At 72.1% G+C, this 13,580-nt stretch carries 12 protein-coding genes; 2 read left to right on the top strand and 10 right to left on the bottom strand.

Going from position 1 to position 13,580, the window contains the following annotated elements; genetic code table 11:
* Positions 1–519: an FBP domain-containing protein gene (locus OG332_RS33685; protein ID WP_327416977.1), complete on the top strand. Its 519-nt coding sequence runs from the start codon at positions 1–3 to the stop codon at positions 517–519.
* Between the two features lie 38 nt (positions 520–557).
* Here OG332_RS33685 and OG332_RS33680 read toward each other — a convergent pair whose 3' ends face one another.
* Positions 558–2,111, bottom strand: coding sequence for an MFS transporter (locus OG332_RS33680; RefSeq protein WP_327416976.1), 1,554 nt, complete (start codon positions 2,109–2,111; stop codon positions 558–560).
* A gap of 83 nt (positions 2,112–2,194) precedes the next feature.
* Here OG332_RS33680 and OG332_RS33675 point away from each other — a divergent pair, with 83 nt between their 5' ends.
* Positions 2,195–4,252: a S9 family peptidase gene (locus OG332_RS33675; RefSeq protein ID WP_327416975.1), complete on the top strand. Its 2,058-nt coding sequence runs from the start codon at positions 2,195–2,197 to the stop codon at positions 4,250–4,252.
* 72 nt (positions 4,253–4,324) lie between these two features.
* Here OG332_RS33675 and OG332_RS33670 read toward each other — a convergent pair whose 3' ends face one another.
* The 9 genes from OG332_RS33670 to OG332_RS33630 all read right to left on the bottom strand — a co-directional run bounded on the left by OG332_RS33670 (position 4,325) and on the right by OG332_RS33630 (position 13,555).
* Complete coding sequence (locus tag OG332_RS33670; RefSeq protein ID WP_327416974.1) at positions 4,325–4,648, bottom strand: hypothetical protein; 324 nt, start codon at positions 4,646–4,648, stop codon at positions 4,325–4,327.
* Positions 4,649–4,832: 184 nt separating this feature from the next.
* A complete protein-coding gene (locus tag OG332_RS33665) occupies positions 4,833–5,858 on the bottom strand; it encodes an ABC transporter ATP-binding protein (protein WP_327416973.1) in 1,026 nt (341 codons plus the stop codon).
* Positions 5,855–6,871 carry an ABC transporter ATP-binding protein gene (locus OG332_RS33660; protein WP_327416972.1) on the bottom strand — a complete coding sequence of 339 codons (1,017 nt, stop codon included), beginning with the start codon at positions 6,869–6,871 and terminating at the stop codon, positions 5,855–5,857. The genes OG332_RS33665 and OG332_RS33660 overlap by 4 nt, the downstream gene beginning before the upstream one ends.
* Positions 6,871–7,857 (bottom strand): ABC transporter permease, encoded by a 987-nt coding sequence (locus tag OG332_RS33655; RefSeq protein WP_327416971.1) that lies wholly within the window; start codon positions 7,855–7,857, stop codon positions 6,871–6,873. The genes OG332_RS33660 and OG332_RS33655 overlap by 1 nt, the downstream gene beginning before the upstream one ends.
* Positions 7,854–8,921, bottom strand: coding sequence for an ABC transporter permease (locus tag OG332_RS33650; protein ID WP_327416970.1), 1,068 nt, complete (start codon positions 8,919–8,921; stop codon positions 7,854–7,856). The genes OG332_RS33655 and OG332_RS33650 overlap by 4 nt, the downstream gene beginning before the upstream one ends.
* Positions 8,922–8,943: 22 nt before the next feature.
* Positions 8,944–10,686 carry an ABC transporter substrate-binding protein gene (locus tag OG332_RS33645; RefSeq protein ID WP_327416969.1) on the bottom strand — a complete coding sequence of 581 codons (1,743 nt, stop codon included), beginning with the start codon at positions 10,684–10,686 and terminating at the stop codon, positions 8,944–8,946.
* Between the two features lie 269 nt (positions 10,687–10,955).
* Positions 10,956–11,708 (bottom strand): scabin-related ADP-ribosyltransferase, encoded by a 753-nt coding sequence (locus tag OG332_RS33640; RefSeq protein ID WP_442816251.1) that lies wholly within the window; start codon positions 11,706–11,708, stop codon positions 10,956–10,958.
* A 157-nt stretch (positions 11,709–11,865) separates the two neighbouring features.
* Positions 11,866–12,576, bottom strand: a complete 711-nt coding sequence (locus OG332_RS33635; protein WP_327416967.1) for a GntR family transcriptional regulator — start codon at positions 12,574–12,576, stop codon at positions 11,866–11,868.
* A gap of 70 nt (positions 12,577–12,646) precedes the next feature.
* On the bottom strand, positions 12,647–13,555 hold the full coding sequence (locus OG332_RS33630) for an ornithine cyclodeaminase family protein (protein WP_327419467.1): 909 nt from the start codon (positions 13,553–13,555) through the stop codon (positions 12,647–12,649).
* Positions 13,556–13,580 lie beyond the last annotated feature (25 nt).

The raw sequence follows: 13,580 nt of genomic DNA, 5'->3' as shown, positions 1-13,580 counted from the left end.
GTGGAACCACTCAGTGAGAAACAGATCCGTGCGTCCTTCGTGAACTGCACCAAGGGCGAGGCCGCGCGGCTGCGGCTGCCCCTGGACTTCGCCGAACTGCCCTGGGAAGACCTGGACTTCCTGGGGTGGGTGGATCCGGGAGCGCCACTGCGGGCCCACCTCGTGCTGCCACGGGAGACGGGGCCGCTGGGGATTTCCCTGCGCGTACCGTCCGTGGGCCGTACCAGCGCGGTGAAGTCCAGCCTGTGCCAGATCTGCCTGACGGGTCACGCGTCCTCCGGGGTCACCCTCCTCGCCGCCCCCTTGGCGGGCGTGCGCGGCCGCGAGGGCAACACGGTCGGCACCTACATCTGCGCGGACCTGGCCTGTTCCCTGTACCTGCGCGGCAAGCGACAGCCGAGGCTGCGCACCGGTCGCTACGAGGAGTCCCTGACCCTGGACGAACGCCTCGCCCGCATGTGGGGCAACCTGGACGCCTTCGCGGCCCGGGTCACCGCCGCCAGGGTCCCCGCGGCCTGAGCTCCGCGGCCCCGCCGGCGTCCCCCGAAGGAGACGGTCTAGGTGCGGTCCGCCGCCGGGGCGTGGTTGCCCTGGAGGCGTTCGAGGTCCGAGGGGCGGACCTGGATGGCGAACAGCGCGATCGCCGCGCCGACCAGGGTGAACACGGCCGCCACGATGAAGGCCGCGCTGATGCCCGAGGTGAGGATCTGGTCGCTCCACGGCTTCGGGACCTGTCCGGTGCGCCGGAAGGAGGCCAGCTGTGCGGGAGTGGCCGTGCTGAGGAAGGAGGCCACCTGGTCCTTCGCCTCGTTGCGGCTCGCCGTGCCGAAGACCGTCACCAGGATGGACAGGCCGAGCGAGCCGCCCACCTGCTGCATCGTGTTGAGCAGTCCGGACGCGGCTCCCGACTCCCGGTCGGGGACGTCGGACAGCGCCATCAGGGTCAGCGAGACGAATTGCAGGCCCATGCCGAGGGCGAACAGCAGCATCGGGCCCAGGATGCTGCCCAGGTACGTGGAGTGGACATCCGTCTGCGTCAGCCAGGCGAGCCCGGCCGCCGAGGACAGGGCGCCGACGACCATGAACGGCTTGGGACCGAACTTCGGGAGCAGTTGCGAGGTGAGCCCGGCGCCCAGCGCGACCATCACGCTGACCGGGAGGAAGGCGAGGCCGGCCTGGATCGGGCTGAAGCCGAGCACGATCTGCACGAAGAGGGTCAGGAAGAAGAACATGCCGAAGATCGCGCAGGCGAGCATGAGCATGATCCCGTAGGTCCCGGCCCGGTTGCGGTCGGCGAACATGTGCAGCGGGGTGATGGGCTGGGGCGAGCGCCGCTCGTTGAGGATGAAGAGGGTCAGCAGGACCACGGCGGCGCCGAAGGAGCCGAGCGTCACGGGGTCGCGCCAGCCCTCCTGGGACGCCCGGATGAAGCCGTAGACGAGCGAGACCATGCCCAGGGTGGACAGCAGCGCGCCCGCGAAGTCGAAGTGTCCGGGGTGGCGTTCGGACTCGCGGATGACCTTCACGGCCAGCGTCGCGATCACCAGGGAGATGGGGACGTTGACGAAGAACACCCAGCGCCAGTTGAGCCATTCGACGAGGATGCCGCCCGCGAGGAGTCCGATCGCGCCGCCGGCCGCCGAGACACCGGCGAACACGCCGAAGGCCCGGTTACGGGCGGGGCCTTCGCGGAAGGTGGTGGTGATCAGTGCGAGGGAGGTCGGGGACGCGATGGCGCCGCCGACGCCCTGGAGGGCGCGGGCCGCCATCAACTGACCTTCGTTCTGGGCGAGTCCGCCGAGGAAGGAGGCCAGTCCGAAGAGCAGGACACCGAAGATGAAGACGCGCTTGCGGCCGAGGATGTCTCCGGCGCGGCCGCCGAGGAGCAGCAGACCGCCGAAGGCGAGGGTGTAGGCGTTGACGACCCAGGAAAGGCTCTCGGTGGAGAAGTCGAGCGCGGTCTGGATGTGTGGCAGCGCGATGTTCACGATCGTGATGTCGAGGACCACCATGAGCTGGCAGGAGGCGATGACGAACAGGGCGAGTCCGTGGCCGCTTCCTCGGACCTTGCCATCAGCCCCGTTGCTGCTCGGCGATACGTTCGGGTCCACCCTTTCGACGCTAAGCCCGCACCTCCGGGGTCACCACTCGAACAGCCTAGTGTCAGTGACATTGCACATGTCACACTATGATCATGGATGACTTCCTCAGGCTCTCCGCGAGCACGGCCCGCTTCACCTACGGCGCCCCGCGCGCGTTCTCCTTCGGGGACGACGGCCGGCTCCTCTGGTTCCTCCGCTCCAGCGGCCCCACCGACGCCTTCGACAGCCTCTGGGTGCTCGACACCACCACCGGCGCCGAGACCCGGCTTGCCGATCCCCGCGACCTGTGCCCCGAGCCGGGCGCCCTCCCGGACGCCGAGCGCCGGCTGCGCGAGCGGACCCGGCTCGTCGCCGCCGGCATCGGCTCGTACGCCCTCTCCGGTGACGGCCGGCGTGCCGTGTTCGCGCTGTACGGGCGGCTCTACGGGGTCACGGCGGCCGGCGACGGGAAGCCCGAGGAGATCCCGGCCGCCGGCCCCGCCGTGGACCCCCGGCCCAACGCCGACGGCTCCCGCACCGCGTACGTCTGCGACGACGCCCTGTACGTCGCCCCGGGCGGCCGGGTCAGCCCCGACGACGGGGCCCGCTGGGGCCTCGCCGAGTTCGCCGCCGCCGAGGAGCTCGGCCGCTCCCGGGGCCACTGGTGGTCCCCGGACGGGGTCAGCCTGCTGGCCGCCCGCGTCGACGAATCCGCCCTCCAGCGGAGGTACTTCGCCGACCCGGCACGCCCCGAGCTGCCCGCCGAGGACTTCGCCTACCCCGAGGCGGGCGGGCCCAACGCCGACGTCCAGTTGTGGGTGCTCGGCGACGGCGGGGCCCGGATCCGGCTCGAACGGGACGCCGGGACCTACCCCTACGTCTCCGACGCGGGCTGGGAGTCGTCCGGGGAGATCCTGCTGACCGTCCAGGACCGGCTCCAGCAGAACGTGCTGCTGCTCTCCGCCGACCCGGCCACCGGCCGCACCACCGAACTGTCCCGCACCACGCACCCGCACTGGGTGGACCCGGAACTCCCCGGCACCCCGGCCCGCCTCGCCGACGGGCGGATGCTGACCGCCGCCGACACCGGGGGCGGCGCCGCCCGGGCCCTCGCGGTGGACGGCCGGCTGCTCACCGGGGACGGGGTCCAGGTCCGCGGCGTGGCCGGGGTCCACCAGGACCGGCTGCTGATAGTGGCCGGTCTGCGCGACCCCGCCGAACAGCAGGTGCTGCTGCTGGACCCCGCCACCGGGGAGCTGACCCCGGTCGCCGACGGCCCCGGGGTGCACACCGCGTCCGCCTCGGCCGGCACCCTGCTGCTGACCTCCGCCGACGCCGGCGGGGTCCGCCGCACCGTCCGCACCCCCGACGGGCGGGAGTTCACCCCCGCCGACCTGTCGCAGCCTCTGCCCTACCGGCCGGCGCCCCTCCTGGAGCGGGTCACCGAGCGCGGCATCCCCACCGCGCTCGTGCTGCCCCGCGACCACGTGCCCGGCCGGAAGCTGCCCGTCCTGATGGACAGCTACGGCGGCCCCGGCATGCAGGACGTCACCGCCGACCCGCGCCGCTGGCAGCTCCGCCAGTGGTGGGCCGACCAGGGCTTCGCCGTGGTGACCGTCGACAACCGCGGCACCCCGTACGTCTCCCCTTCCTACACGCACGCCATGTACCGCGGCTTCTCCGAGGTCACCCTCGACGACCAGGTCGCGGCCCTCCACGCGCTCGCCGCCCGCCACGGCGACCTCGACCTCGGCCGGGTCGGGGTGCGCGGCTGGTCCTACGGCGGCTACCTCGCGGCCATGGCCGTGCTGCGCCGCCCGGACGTCTTCCACGCGGCGGCGGCCGGGGCCGCGCCGACCGACTTCCGCCACTACGACACCGCGTACACGGAGCGGTACCTGGGCCTTCCGCAGGAGCACCCGGACGTCTACGAGCGGGACTCCCTCATCCCCGACGCCCCCGGACTCTCCCGCCCGCTGCTGCTGATCACGGGCCTGGCCGACGACAACGTCCATCCGTCGCACACCCTGCGCCTCTCGCAGGCCCTGACGGACGCGGGCCGCCCGCACCAGCTGCTGGCACTCCCGGGCGTCACCCACATGACCCCGGGCGGCACCCGGGAGAAGCTGATGGCACTGGAGCTGGAGTTCTTCCGCCGCGAACTCGCCTAGGCAGCCCGCTCCGCCCCGCCGGCCCCACCGCCGGCGGGGCGCTGCGCCACCGGGGCCGGGCCGACCCGGCGGTCAGGGCCGGGGGGCGACCGCCATGCGAACCAGGGCAGTGAGGATCAGGGCCGCCGCCGGTGCGTACCACCAGCGTCGCAGCCTCCCCGTCGTCACGCCGGCCACCGTCCCCGCGAGGGCGAGGAGCTCCACGACCAGGCCGAGTCCCGCCATCAGGCGCACGGTGTCCGTCACCGTGCGGTCCCAGGGCCCCTCGGACTCGGTGAGCAGTGCGCCCAGGACGAAGAAGCCCGCCACCGCGTGCAGTCCCAGCAGGACGGCCGCCGACGCGGCCGTCACCACCGGACGACGACGGGTGCGCCCCGGCACCTGCTGCTCGGTCATTCAGCGCCCGCCCCGCGTCCTCGATGTTCATGCCGAAACCACGACCGTAGGCCCGGGCATCGTCCGTACGCCAGCCCGGGCCGCCGTCGTACCGGGCGGTTGCCGTGGCTGCGGGGGCAGCGGGAGGACCCGGGGCCGATCGTGTCGGCCCCGGGTCCTCCGCTTCCTTCCCCTTGGACCCCCGTCAGTCACCGGGGAAGTGACAGGCCACCTCGCGGGAGGCGGCGAGCTGCAGCAGGGGGCGTTCGGTGCGGCAGATCTCCTGCGCCTTGGGGCAGCGCGGGTGGAAGGTGCAGCCGGGGGGTGGAGCGGTCGGGCTCGGCGGGTCGCCGAGCAGCACGATCCGCTCCCGCCGCCGCTCCGCCGCCGGGTCGGGCAGCGGGACGGCGGACAGCAGCGCCCGGGTGTACGGGTGCTGCGGGTTCTCGTACAGGGACTTCTTGTCCCCGATCTCGACGATCCGGCCGAGGTACATGACGGCGACCCGGTCGCTGACCCGTTTGACCACCGACAGGTCGTGGGCGATGAACACGTAGGCGAGGCCCAGTTCGGTGCGCAGCCGCTCCATCAGGTTGACGATCTGGGCCTGTACCGAGACGTCCAGCGCGGAGACCGGTTCGTCGGCGACGATCAGCCGGGGGCTGGTGGAGAGCGAGCGGGCGATCCCGATGCGCTGGGCCTGGCCGCCGGAGAACTCGTGCGGGTAGCGGTCGATGTGCTCGGGGATCAGCCCGACGAGCTCCATCAGCTCGGCGGCGCGGCGGCGGGCGTCCCCCGCGCTCCAGCCCTGCACCAGCAGCGGGTCGGAGATGATCCGGGCCACGCTCTGGCGCGGGTTGAGCGAGGAGTGCGGGTCCTGGAAGACCATCTGGATGCTCTTGCGCAGCGGCCGCAGGGCGCCCTGGGACAGCCGGCTGATGTCCTTGCCCTCGAAGACGACCCGGCCCGAGGTGGGTTCCAGCAGCCGCACCAGCATCCGTCCGGTAGTGGACTTCCCGCAGCCCGACTCCCCGACCAGGCCGAGGGTCTGCCCGGCCGCCAGGTCGAAGGAGACCCCGTCGACGGCGCGCACGGGCGCCCCCCGGCGCCCGGTCACGGATCGTCTGCCGGGGAAGGTCATGGTGAGGTCCTGTACGGACAGCAGAGCGGGGTCACTCCCGCGTCCGGCGGCCTCACGTGCCACGCTCTCGCGTGCGGCGGTCTCGGTCATCGGGCCGCCTCCTCGGCGGTACGGGTCATGGCCCCGGCGAAGTGGCAGGCCACCGTCCGGTCCGGTCCGTCCCCGTACGCCGCCGGCTCGGGCCGCACGTCGGTGCAGCGCGCGGCCGCCCGGGAACAGCGCGGGGCGAAGGCGCAGCCGGGGGCCGGCGCGAGCAGGGAGGGCGGGGAGCCGGGGATGAAGGGCAGGGGCTGGTCGTCCGCGCCGTCGAGGCGTGGCAGCGAGTCGAGCAGGCCCCGGGTGTAGGGGTGCGCCGGGTCGGCGAACAGTTCGTCGGCCGGCGCCTGTTCGGCAGCCCGGCCGCCGTACATGACCAGCACCTCGTGGGCGACGCGGGCGACGACGCCCAGGTCGTGGGTGATCATCACGACGCCGAGTCCGCGCTCCTGCTGGATCCGGGCGATCAGTTCCAGGATCTGCGCCTGCACGGTGACGTCCAGGGCGGTGGTCGGTTCGTCGGCGATCAGCAGGTCGGGCTCGCAGGCCAGGGCCATCGCGATCATCGCGCGCTGGCGCATGCCGCCGGAGAACTGGTGCGGGTACTCCCCCGCCCGGCGGGCCGGTTCCGGGATGCCGACCTCGCCGAGCATGTCGACGGCCCGTTTGCGTGCGGCGGACCGGCCGGCCTTGAAGTGCACCCGGAAGTGCTCGGCGATCTGCTCGCCGACCGTGTAGTAGGGGTGCAGGCTGGAGAGCGGGTCCTGGAAGATCATGGCCATGCGGCGGCCGCGGACCCGGGAGAGCTCCCGCTCGGACAGGGTGGTCAGTTCCCGTCCGGCGAGGGCGACGGAGCCGCCGACCTCGACCGCGCCCCGGTGCAGGCCCATGACGGCGAGCGAGGTGACGGACTTGCCCGATCCGGATTCGCCGACGATGCCGAGGGTGCGTCCGGCCTCGACGGTGAAACCGATCGAGTCGACGGCCCGTACGGTCCCGCGCGCGGTGGTGAACGTGACGCGCAGGTCGCGTACTTCGAGGAGCGGAGCGGCGGCTTCGGCGGTCATCAGTACCTCACTCTCGGGTCGATGACGGCGTACAGGAGGTCGACCAGGAGGTTGGCGACGACGATGAAGAAGGCGGCGAGCAGGGTCACCCCGAGGACCACGGGCTGGTCGGAGTTGACCAGCGCCCCGTAGAACAGCCGCCCGATGCCGGGGAGTCCGAAGATGGACTCGGTGATGACGGCGCCGGCGAGCAGGCCGCCGAGGTCCATGCCGAAGATGGTGAGGATCGGGGTCATCCCGGAGCGCAGCCCGTGTTTGACGACGACCGTCCGCTCGGGCATGCCCTTGGCGCGGGCGGTGCGGATGTAGGGCTCGGCCATCGCCTCGATCATCGAACCGCGGCTCTGGCGTGCGTACATGGCCGCGTACAGCAGCGCGAGCGCGGTCCAGGGCAGGAGCAGGTTCGAGGCCCACGCGAAGGGGTTGTCGGTGAAGGCCTGGTAGGTGGGGTAGGGCAGGAGGCCGGCGATGCGGATGACCCCGTAGATGAGCATCACGGAGGTGAAGTACACGGGCAGCGAGGCGGCGGCGACCGCGCCGACCATCAGGGCCTTGTCGGTGGCGGTGTCCTTGCGCAGGGCGGCGGTGACCCCGGCGCCCAGGCCCAGGACCAGCCACAGTACGGCGGCGCCGAGGGCGAGGGAGGCGGAGACCGGGAGCCGGTCCATGAGCAGGTCCCACACGGGCAGGGAGTTCTCGTACGAGTAGCCCAGGCACGGGAAGTCGCAGGCGACGGCGTACTGGCCGGTGCCGAGGGTGCGGCCGGTGAAGATGCCGGTCAGGAAATCGGCGAACTGCCGCCACAGGGGCTGGTCGAGGCCCAGGTACGCCCGTACGTCGGCCAGGCGCTCGGCGCTGCAGGTCTTGCCGCAGGCGGCCGCCGCCGGGTCGGAGGGCAGGACGTAGAAGATGAGGAAGGTGACGGCGGCGATGGCGAGGAGCACGCCGGCGAGGGCGAGCAGTCGGCGGGCGAGATAGGCGATCACGTGCGGCCGCCCCTCGGGTCGAGGATGTCGCGCAGCGCGTCGCCGAGCAGGGTGAAGGCGAGCACGGCGAGGAAGAGGAAGACGCTGGGGATGACGAAGTACATGGGGTCGGTCTCGTAGTAGGCGACGGACTCGGCGATCATCTGGCCCCAGGAGGGGGTGGGCGGGCGGACTCCGACGCCGAGGTAACTGAGGGCGGCCTCGGTGCTGATCATCCCGGGGATGAGCAGGGTGGTGTAGGCGATGACGGGGCCCGAGACGCCGGGGAGGATGTCGCGGGTCAGGATCCGCCAGGGGCCGGAGCCGCCGACGCGGGCGGCGTCGACGTACTCGCGGTGTTTGAGGGAGAGGGTCTGGCCGCGGACCACGCGGGCGACGCCGGGCCAGCCGAAGACTCCGATGACGGCGGTCATCAGGACGATGCGGTTGACGTCCTTGGCCACGGACAGCATCGCGATCATGAAGATCAGGGAAGGGAAGGACATGGTGAGGTCCATCAGCCGGGACAGGACCGCGTCGGTGCGGCCGCCGAAGTAGCCGGCGGCGATTCCGGCGGCGGTGCCGGCGACGACCACGATGGCGGTGGCGGCGAAGGCGATGAGCAGGGAGACCTGTGCGCCGTGGACCACGCGGGCGAACAGGTCGCGGCCGGTGACGGGTTCGACGCCGAGCCAGTGCTCGGGGCTGATCCCGCCGAAGGAGCCGAGGGGCTGGCCGGCGAGGTAGGGGTCGATGGCGGTCTTGTCGAACTCTTCCGGCGACCATCCGCCGAGCGCGCCCAGCCAGGGGGCGGTCACGGCCATCAGGACGAAGAGCAGGACGACGCAGAGGCTGACGCGGACGGCGGGGCGGCGGCGGAGTTCCCGCCGGGCGAGCTGCCAGGGGCTGCTGCCGGGCGCTGCCGCGGGCTCGGCTTCGGCGGCGCCGGGGGCCGGTGCGGCGCCAGGAGCCGAGGCGGCGCCGGCGGCTGGTGCGCTTCCAGGGGCCGGTGCGCCGTCAGGGCCGGGGGCGTTGTCGGAGCCCGGAGCTGCCCGGTCGTCGGGGACCGGGGTGGTGGCGGTCATGGTGGCGGTGGCTCCGGATTCCTCAGCCCTGGCTCTTCGACGGGTCCTTGAGGCCGACCGTCGCGTAGTCGATCTCGCCGGTCCACACGGGGTGGCCGAACGCGCCGGCGATGTTGGGGCCGACGAGCAGCGGCTTGCGCTCCAGCAGGATCGGGATGGACGGGGACTTCTTCATGAGCTCCGCGTCCAGGTCGATCCAGGCCTGATTGGCCTGCTTCGCGTCGGCCATGTCGTTGATCTCGTCGATCCGCTTGATGGTCGCCTCGTCGCGGAACTGGCTGTAGTTGCCCTGGTTGCCCTTGTCCTTGATGGTGCGTCCGTCGAAGACGAAGGGGATCCAGGTGGAGCCGGACGGGTAGTCGGGGCACCAGCCGGTGAAGGTCATGTCCGGAGTGGTGGCGAGGTCGCCGATGACGTCGTAGTACGCGCCCGGGTCGACGGTGTCGATGACGACCTCGATGCCCGCGCGGGACAGGCCCTGCTGGATGGCCTCGGCGGCGCCCTTGTCACCGGTGGAGACGGACAGGGAGACCTTGAGCTTCTCCTTGCCGGCGGCCTTCAGCAGTTCCTTGGCCTTGGCCGGGTCGCCGGCCGGGGCGATCTTCAGCGTGTCGGCCTGCTTGCCGCCGGTCAGGGCCGGGGGCAGGTAGGCGGTGGCGATCTCGTTGAGGGCCGGGCCGCCGCCCGCGGTGACCACGGCCTCCTTGTCGACGGCGTACTGCATGGCCTCGCGGACCTTGGGGTCGTCGAAGGGGGCGCGGGAGTTGTTCAGGAAGAGCATCTCGGTACAGCCCTTGGACTCCGCGATCAGGCGCGCCTTGACGTCCGGCTTGGGCAGCACCTTGGGGGCGCTCTCGGGGCGCATGTCGGCGTACTGGACGGTGGAGGCGTCGGCGCCCTCGCCGGCGATGATGCGGTCGTCGATCTGGCCGCCCTTGAGGCCCATGACGACGACGAACTTGTCGGGGTGGGCCTTGCGCACGGTGTCGGTCTTCGCGTCCCAGTGCTCGTTGCGGACCAGGACCAGCTTCTTGTCGCGGTCGTACGACTCGATCTTGTACGGGCCGGAGGAGAACGGGCGGGCGTCGTACTGGGTGCCCTTCTCCTGGGACTGGGGTACGGGCGAGAAGGTGGGCAGGGTGGCGGTCGCGGAGAACTCGGCGACCGGCCGCTTGAGTTCGAAGACGATCGTGCGGTCGTCGGGGGTCTTCACGGAGTCGAGGTGCTGCCCCTGGAGCGGGCCCTTGTAGCCCTCGGTGCCGGCCAGGTACTGGGCCGCGTAGTCGGGGCCGCCGGTGAGGTCGGGGGCGAAGGAGCGCTCGACGTTGTACTTGACGTCCTGGGCCCTGACCGGCGTGCCGTCCTCGTACTTCACGCCCTCCTTGAGGGTGAAGGTCCAGGTGCGGCCGCCGTTGGACGGGGTGCCGAGGTCGGTGGCCAGGTCGGGGACCAGCTCGCTCCCGGCCTTGCCGGGCTCCGCCTTGAAGGTGACGAGCGTGCGGTAGAGGAGCCGGGTGGCGAAGTCCATCGTCGGCATGACCCAGTTGCGGGCGGGGTCGAGGTGCGCGAAGTCCTGGTTGGACAGGACGGTGAGGGTGCCGCCCTTGACCGGGCTGCCGCCGAGGATCTTGCCGTCGTTGGCGGCGGCGGGGTTGGACGCGCCGGCGCCCGCGGAGCCCTTCTTGGTGTCGGAGCAGCCCGAGGCGCCGAGTGCGAGTGCTGCCACCAGGGCGGTGGCGAGGGCGAGTTGGGTGCGCTTGGTCATGGGTCACTCCAGTGAAGGGCCGCGCTCTAGGATGTGACCGGTAACATAGTAATGTGAAATTGTACTGACAAGGGGTTGAGCCGCCCGTTATCCAGCCGTGTCCAAATCCGGGCACCCGCAGGTGGGTTGAGGCTGCCGGGCAGCCCAGGTGCGGCAACTGCCCGACAACGCGCAGCGCCAGGCGGTGGAGGGCCTTCACCCCGTCACCACCTGGCGTCGCGCGTCACGACGGACGGCCGGAGCGGCACGCGCTCCCGCCCGGGATCAGATCAGCGCGGCGCGCCGACCAGCGGCTCCTTTTCCTTGTCCTTGTCCTTGTGCTTGCCCTTGTCCTTGCCCGCCGGGACCGGACGGAAGTCGTCGTTCGTCACACAGCCGAGGTTCCGGTAGATGCGCTCATTCGTCTGCGGGTCGAGGCCGACGAGGTGGTACTGGCAAGCCCCCTCGATGAACCTGGCTTCGATGCCGCCGGGGAAGTCGATCTCCTTGTTCCACAGGTACTGCGACTGGATGCCCGTCTGCCGCGCGGTGGCGTTGACGTCGATCCCGCCGGGGGCCTGGATCGCGTAGACCCAGCCGTCGTTCCCGCCCCCCGTGGCGAATTCCTGCGCCACCCACCGCTCACAACTGGTGCTCACGTGCGCGGCGTTCTGCTGCCCGGCGCCCCCGACGACCCACTGCGCCAGCGGGGTGAGGTCCGTGCCCCGCGGGGCGAAGCCGCTGGCGAAGATCGTTTGAGGGTCCCGCGTGTCGCCCCGCCACAGCGTGTTCCCGTCGTGCCGCCAGTACCAGCCCTCGCTCACCGCGGCGAGGTCCACCTCCGGCCGGATCGTGGGGTCCGTCGTGGTCTGCAGCCACTCCGACGCACGGTAGCCGCCGGTCGGGCCGCAGGGGCCGGTGTCGCGGATCTGCTGCGGGGTGCCAGGGTACGGATCCGCCGCGGCGCCGGCGGGTGAGCCGAACCCCAACGAGACGGCGGCCAGGACGGTGGCGGAAGCGATCCGAATTGCAGTTTTCAACACGGTCGGCACAACCTCTTCGCTCGGTGCACAGGACTCGGTGTTATTAGCCGAATTTCTGATGCAACCGACCTTCGTGCGCGTCCGTCACCCGCTGGCACCACGAGGCCCACCCGCCCGGCGCAGGCGGCCGGCCCGGCGAACCCTCCCGTTCTCCGCGCTAGACGCCGGAGCCGAGGCCTCCCGGGGTGCGGCCGACGGGCTCGTCGCGGCCCTGGGCCCAGAGCGAGCGGACGTGACCGAGGTGGCGGACCATGCAGGCCTCGGCCGCCGCGGCGTCGCCGCTGATCATCAGGTCGAGCAGCTCGATGTGCTCCTCCGCCGAGGAGACCAGCTTGCCGGCCTCGTCCAGGCCGGTCAGGCCGTACAGCCGGGACCGCTTGCGCAGGTCGCCGACGGTCTCGACGAGCCGGTCGTTGCCGGCGAGCCCGAGCAGCGTGAGGTGGAAGCGGCGGTCCGCCTCCAGGTAACCGATGAGGTTGTGCTCGCGCGCGCTGGTCACGATCTCCTCCGCGATCGGCCGCAGCGCCTCCAGCTGCTCGGTCGTGGCGATCTTCGTGATCCGGCCGATGGTCGGCACCTCGATCATCGTCCGCAGTTCGGTGAACTGGTCCAGGTCGCGCTCGCTGACCTCGGTGATCCGGAAGCCCTTGTTGCGGACCGGCTCGACCAGCCCCTCGCGGGCGAGGTCGAGCATGGCCTCGCGGACCGGGGTGGCCGAGACGCCGAGTTCAGCCGCGAGCCCGGGTGCCGAGTAGACGCTGCCGGGGCGCAGCTCACCCGCTATCAGAGCGGCTCGCAGTGCGTGGCCGACCTGGTCGCGGAGCCGTTCCTGGGCCTTGATGAGACTGTGCTGCTTCAGGTCACCCATTGCATTTCCTCCGAGACCCCCGACACCGCCGACGCGCAGAGGAACAGCGTACAATGTCACGTTGCGCTGCTCACACTCCGGCGGCCTCGCACAGCGCGACCGCCACGGCGAGATCTTCCCAGGCCATGCCCACGCTCTTGAAGAGCTGTGGACAACTCTGCGCTCCGCCCGCCGGCATCCGCCCTGCGACCAGGTCGGCGAGGGTACCGGTGATGTGGCCGGGCCCGATCGCCCCTTCCGCCTCCGGGACCAGCAGGTCGCCGGCCTCGCGCAGGGCCGCCGCGCGGGATTCCACGTACACGGCCGCGCGTCGCACGAGGGCCGTGTCCGTCTCCCGGGCGGTCGGCTCGTGCGAGCCCACGGCGACGACGGTGGCGCCCGGGCCGACGAGGCGCCCGTCGAAGAGCGGCTCCCGGGCCGTGGTGCAGCAGATGACCAGATCGGCGTCGGCCACCGCCTTCGGGGTGCCGGTCCGGGCGGGCAGCCCCAGGCCGCGGGCGTGCGCGGCGAGCCGCTCTCCGCTCGCCGGGTCGCGGGCGACCACCACCGCCTCGGCCAGCTCCCTGACCGAGAGGGCCGCTTCCAGGTGCCCGTACGCCTGCGGTCCGGAGCCGAAGAGCACCAGCCGCAGCGGCCGGCCGGCCGGAGCCAGGTGGCGCAGCGCGAGGGCGGAGACGGCCGGCGTGCGCAGGGTGGTGAGGGCCGCGCCGTCGAGCAGGGCCAGCGGGCGCAGGGTGGGCCCGTCCAGCAGCAGGTAGGAGCCGGTGATCCGGGGCAGCCCGCGGGCCGGGTTGCCCGGCGCCACCCCGGCGATCTTCACCCCGGCGTACGAGCCGGAGGCTGCCGGCATCAGCAGCAGTTCGCCCCCGCCGGGTACGGCGAGCACCGTACGCTGCGGACAACTCTCGGGATCCAGCCCGGCCCGCAGAGCTTCCGCCAGGGCATCCGTGGCCGCGGCCGGGGTCAGGAGCCCGGCCATGGCGTCGGCGCCCAACTGCGGGAGC

Source organism: Streptomyces sp. NBC_01233, assembly GCF_035989305.1.
Classification (GTDB): Bacteria; Actinomycetota; Actinomycetes; order Streptomycetales; family Streptomycetaceae; genus Streptomyces.
This window is presented reverse-complemented; position numbering and strand designations above follow the sequence as displayed.